The sequence below is a fragment of the Acetomicrobium mobile genome, assembly GCF_937920065.1.
Window position 1 is genome coordinate 1 of the sequence record NZ_CALETC010000184.1, and the last position, 5,415, is coordinate 5,415.

Sequence of the window (5,415 nt, forward strand, 5' to 3'; positions counted from 1 at the left end):
CCGTCATATTTACTATCAATTTCCAGAAAGAGTTTAATATATTCTAAGTCGATCTTGGCGTAATTGAAACCTCTGGTGAAGTCATCAACAATTAACAGCGTCTGCTCTTGTTGTTTGTTGGACAGGAGGTGGTCCTTGTAGTCTCCTATATTCGAGTCGAACTCCAGGGTAAAAACCCTGTCGAGCACCTTGGGCGAAAACATGTGGGTGGTTTCGTCTATATTTACGGTGCCCACGAAATACAGGTTGGGCGGGATGTAAAGCTTTTGAGGGATCTTGTTTTTCTTCTTACTTGTTATCTTGTTTTTTCTGTCGCTTGTTATGTCGTTTTCGCTATAAAGAAGTATCGGCGCCGAATAAAAGCCTTTAATCGCGTTACTTCCCCCATCGCCTAAGCTCAGGTTTTTTCTCATCTCTTTTAGCTTGTCTTTATTGTTTTTAATGTATTCCTCATCTATTTTCCTGCTTTCCAAAACGCTCAAGAAGTCAGCGAAATAATACTCCACCCTCGCGAGGTTCATCTCGTCAAGAAGCACAAAGTACGGGCGAGCGTGCTTTCTCTCTCCATTTTTGCCTCCCTCAGCCTTTACCTCATTCTCTTTCTCAACTTTTTTGGCTTTTATGTATTCGCGCTGGGCTTCTAAAATAAAGTCGAGCAATTCCGTAGAGTGGTAAGATTCGTCGAGAGGATTATAGTAGCCGATGAGAGACTTGCTGTCTCGAAAATCAGGACGTATAGGGAGGAACAAAGAGGGAATTTCTACCTTTTTTAGTATTAGCTTTGGTGCCGCGTTGGACAGACCGAACAAGCTATCACTCAGTTTGTTAATCTCATCTTTATCAAATATATACATCCATGCATCCGGATTGAAAATGAAGGCAAAAATTTTTCTTACTGGAAGGCTGAAAGCGTCAAACAGGCTGCAGTTACTTATTATGGGCAGGAAATTGCCAGCTTCAGCAAGTTTTTTAATACTATAAATATCATCATTAAGTTTTTTGAGTTTATCAGTATTATTTGCCAAATTATTTAAACTGATATTATAAACAAAATCACCATTGTCGGAAAAATATTCTTTGTTAAAAATACCAAAAATATTAGCATACATTTGTACTTCATCGTCGCTATATTGACTAGGGCTAGATTTGTTCTCAATTTGTATGCCTTTTAAGCCAAGATATTTACGACATAACTGCGATAATATAAGTGGGTGTGGCTTATTTTCACTTCCTCTCTCTCTGAATCCTAAATCAAAAACTATACCTCCATGATAATGCCAATCAATTTTGGTTAATGATTTATCGTTTATCTTAGTTTCACGATCCCGATATTGTTTTGCTTTAAAGATATTGATGCTATCTACTAATGATGCGTCAAGCTTTGCCTCAGGAAGCTTAAGCCGGTAAAAATTGTCAACAAGCTCGTCAAAAATCCTTGTCTTTCCGGTCCCGGAAAGGCCCGCGAGGATCACGAAGCCCTTGGTCTTTAGCGCGTTATAAAACGCCTTTTCCTGATATTCGTCCAGCATTAAATTCGGAAACAGCCTGCCCATCTTTATCCCCCTCTTATTCTGGTAACTCAATTTCAATATAGCCCATCAATTGGTTATCTTCGCTCATGTTGATATCAATTTCACCGCAAGTCATCTTCAACACATCTTTTAAGTCGTTTATTTTCTTTTCTTTGAACATATGGGTAAACGATAGCACTTTGCCTTTGGGCTTATTTTGTTTTTTGTGTTTGTTTTGTTTTCCGGTGGATTCCTCAAGGCACGCCGCGATCACCACATTAGATACCGTGGTAAGATACTTGCTCAAGTCTCCTGTGGGGACATTCTCCTTGACCATAAATTTCGCGTCTATGACGAAGCGTTTTTCGCCCTCGATCAAAAAATCAGGTATTAGCTTTTCCTTTTTTACCAAATTAACCTTTATCTCAGGCTGATATAACACCCTTACACTTCGTTCGTCCTTTGAAAAACAAAGGCTCAGGGAATCGCGCTCCACGTATTTCTCCGTTTCGCTTTGTTTATTGCCGCTTTCGAGCTTATCCTTGCGTTTATATCCCATACGTTTGAATTCCCCGATAATTTTCGAAAGCACGTAATACTCCCACAGCAAGTCCATCCTCTTTAACTCAAAGGCCATCTCGAGGGATGTTATAAAAGAGGGGACATAAGACATCCCGAGCAGCCTCCAAATATTGAGCAGCTCCTTGTATCCCGGCTGTTTTATCAAAACCTGAGAATTTGACGGATTTACGTTTAAATTGCCCACTCCATTGAAGATCCACCCCGAAAGCACTTGCTCGATTTCGCTCTTGAGATGGCTTAATGTTTTTCTCTTGTTTTCCATATCCTCTTTCTTGTTTTTCGTGCTCTCGGCCGCGATTGTGTCGTTGATATATTTGTCGCATTTATCAATCGCTTTTATCAGGATCCGCAAAACGAGCTTTACAAACCTGTTTTCGAGGGTGTCGAAGGTTTCTTCGGGCGTATACTGCAAAACTTCGGCTGGCGCGTAGGCCCCTCCTATGCACCCCCCCGGAAATTTACGCCAGTGCTGCGGCGAGCATACGATATCGATGAGCGTGTCTCCGTCCACGTAGCTTACTTCGTCAAACCTCTTTGGCGATTTGGTATCGATTAGCATGCGGTGGGGGCGAGCGAGGATGTGGTGGATAGCGCCGATTATTTCCTCTTTTTTGTTGAGCAACAGAAGGAGCGTGAACAAAGGGTGCTCCTCAAACGCGTTTTCCCTTACATCCGAGACCGTGGGAGAAATGATCGCGAAGGGCAGATAAAGCCCGTTTATTATCTCGATCGCAAACTTTTCAAACAGCACGTCGTAGTTCCTCGCGATATCATCACACTGGAACACGGCGTTGCAGTTTTCGCATGGTTTACGCGGTTTACTTGCACTGCTGCATTTATCTTTATCACAGAGATTGGCGCTTTTTTTGACTTTTTCGTGAATAACCAAAACCCTCTTGGGTTTGTTGTTGTCGTAATAATTGAAATAACCTGTGTAATTTCCGAAATATATTATATAATTGTTTTTTTCAGTTTCAATGTGAATGTATTCTTTACTTCCTATCTTTTCATACTTTTTAATTATTTTTTCATTATTAATATTTTTGGGAATTACCAAAGGCCTATAATATTTACCCTTGTCCTTTTGTTCTTTGTATACCGAAAGATGTATTTCTGTAGGTGACATACTTAATCACATTCTTTCAAGAAAGTTGCAAGACCACAAAAACCAATTATGCAATTACGAGAAGTAATTCCTACACATCCCAAAAGTTGCTAAACCGAATTAATTATTACAAGCATTGCTTTTAGCATGATAGCTAAATAATAGTAATTTGTCAATAAAGGAGGCTGCTGAAAAGGTATTTAATCCTTTTGCAGATGAACTACAATTTCAATTAAGTTAATCGAAGCCAAACTAGGTTATACTCAGCATTCTTTTGCGATATTCTCAGTTAATAATATAATGTATACCTACCTTTCAGCGAGTTCTAAAGAAAATTTCTTTGATTAGCACACAAAAATTGCAAGAAATTAAGTATAATCCAACCCTACAAACTGAGTGGAAAAGATTTAATTCACCCAATTGTTTTTGTAAGCTTCTTTCAACCTTTCGGTATATTGATCAAATGGGAATTCTCGTTCCATATATTCTATTACTTCTTTTGCCTTATCTTTCTTGCCGATAGTTATGTACACTCGACCTTGATTATAAAAATTAATGGGTTCATCAGGATCAAAACGACACGCCTCATCGAAATACTTTAAGGCTAAATCGTAGTTCTTAAAATAATCCTCGCATGCTCCCAAGGCACTTAAGGCATCAGCATTTTCGGGATCTATATCGAGGGCTTTTTTCGAAAGCTCCTTTGCCCTAGCATAGTTCTTATTAAAGTATTCTGCTTCAGCCTGCTTAATCATTTTAGCAACCTCGGGATCAGTTTTTTTATGAGAAACGATGACTGGATTGATAAAGGCAAGAACATCATACATATCGTTAGGATCGCTATACTCGCCAATGTAAATACCTCGAATAACAATTTGATCTCTTTCTTGCACGTCGGCAAATTCCGCTAAGCGATCGTTTGAAAAAAGAAATTCCAAATGAGTGCCAGCTAAAGATTCTTTTGTATTCATATATCCACTTAAAACGACAACCCTCATATCGGAGTAACCTAGTATATGTTCCCTTCTGCGTGTAAATCTCACTTTCCCGCGAATTTCCATAGGTCTTCCGTAATATTTAGCCTCATGTCTCAAGCCTTCGTTTAGAAAACTAAGCGTAAAATCCTTTGCCGATATTTGCTCAAGCTCACATTGCTTTAATTCATCAAGCTTCATATATGTCGATCCCTCTAATAAAGCTACATTTAAAAGTACAACTAGTGATACAAAGAACATTAGCACCCCGATCCTCTTACCTAAACAACACATCAAACTCGCCTCCTATCATACATTTCAGGCAACCCATCTGATCATTTAACTAGCTTGTTTTTATTATAAGAAATTTTTGGCTTGAGTCTAATTTCTTTCGGCTCTATAATCTTTTGTGTGGAATTTGACACAAAAAATATAATGGTGGTAAGAACCAACCAACCCCATTAAGAAAGGAGGCTCTTACCACCATGGCCAAAGGCCATAAATATTGTATCAACAATTTGCTCAGGCTAGAAGATATAAGGGTAACAGAAGTAGTAGAGGAGGTAGATGAAGACGTCGTAGTAATTAAAGTTCAGCCAAGAAAGGAGAAGGAGATCTTCTGTCCTCACTGCGGCTCAAAGCATCTTTACAGACACGGCCATGCAAGACCAAGAAAGGTGCTGCATGCTTGCATCTGCGGCAAGAGGATATACCTAAAGATACAGGGACTGCAAAGATTGAAGTGTAAGCATTGCGGTCGTACCTTCACCCAACAGCTTGAGATCTGACCCTCCCCTTCTTTGCAGGACACGAAGTTAAGGCTATATAATCCAACCTGAAGGGAAGGCGTTTTGTTCATGGGAAGTGTAAGGAGACATTACGATGAGGAATTTAAGCGCAACGCAGTAAAGTTTGCTATACCAGCGGTAAAAATATTAGTGAAATAGCTAAAGATCTTGGAATCGGTTGCAGTATGCTTGCAAGATGGAAGAGAGAACAGGAAGAATATAAATATAATGCATTTCCATGTTTATGCAAGGTCAGGCGTGGGACGGATCTAAAAGATAAAACCGCATCTTTAAGAATAAGTTAGCAATTGTCCGGGAAAAACGGGATATACTAAAAAAGCTTTGCCCATCTTTTCAAAAGTCCCGAGATAAAATATCGTTTTATCCTGGATAATTCAAAGGTATTTCACGTAAAGACGATGCTCTGTCTGTAAGGTATCTCGTAGTAGAAGATA

Annotated in this window: 4 protein-coding genes; 1 reads left to right on the forward strand and 3 read right to left on the reverse strand. The window is 39.3% G+C overall.

The genetic code is table 11. From position 1 onward, the window contains the following. The 3 genes from Q7P41_RS07260 to Q7P41_RS07270 all read right to left on the reverse strand — a co-directional run. Nucleotides 1–1,553, reverse strand: a 1,553-nt coding sequence (locus tag Q7P41_RS07260; protein WP_303883174.1) for a hypothetical protein, incomplete at its 3' end; no start/stop codon positions are given. Between the two features lie 13 nt (nucleotides 1,554–1,566). Further along, nucleotides 1,567–3,219, reverse strand: coding sequence for a DUF2357 domain-containing protein (locus tag Q7P41_RS07265; RefSeq protein ID WP_303883175.1), 1,653 nt, complete (start codon nucleotides 3,217–3,219; stop codon nucleotides 1,567–1,569). A 386-nt stretch (nucleotides 3,220–3,605) separates the two neighbouring features. Next, entirely contained in the window at nucleotides 3,606–4,466 is an 861-nt protein-coding gene (locus tag Q7P41_RS07270) for a M48 family metallopeptidase (protein ID WP_303883176.1), read from the reverse strand. Between the two features lie 191 nt (nucleotides 4,467–4,657). Here Q7P41_RS07270 and Q7P41_RS07275 point away from each other — a divergent pair, with 191 nt between their 5' ends. After that, entirely contained in the window at nucleotides 4,658–4,960 is a 303-nt protein-coding gene (locus Q7P41_RS07275) for a transposase family protein (RefSeq protein ID WP_303883177.1), read from the forward strand. The last annotated feature ends 455 nt before the right edge of the window (nucleotides 4,961–5,415 follow it).

Coding starts and splice junctions, on each gene's coding strand:
- Q7P41_RS07275 (WP_303883177.1), top strand. CDS start 4,658: ATGGCCAAAGGCCATAAATATTGTATCAACAATTTGCTCAGGCTAGAA.
- Q7P41_RS07270 (WP_303883176.1), bottom strand. CDS start 4,466: ATGTGTTGTTTAGGTAAGAGGATCGGGGTGCTAATGTTCTTTGTATCA.
- Q7P41_RS07265 (WP_303883175.1), bottom strand. CDS start 3,219: ATGTCACCTACAGAAATACATCTTTCGGTATACAAAGAACAAAAGGAC.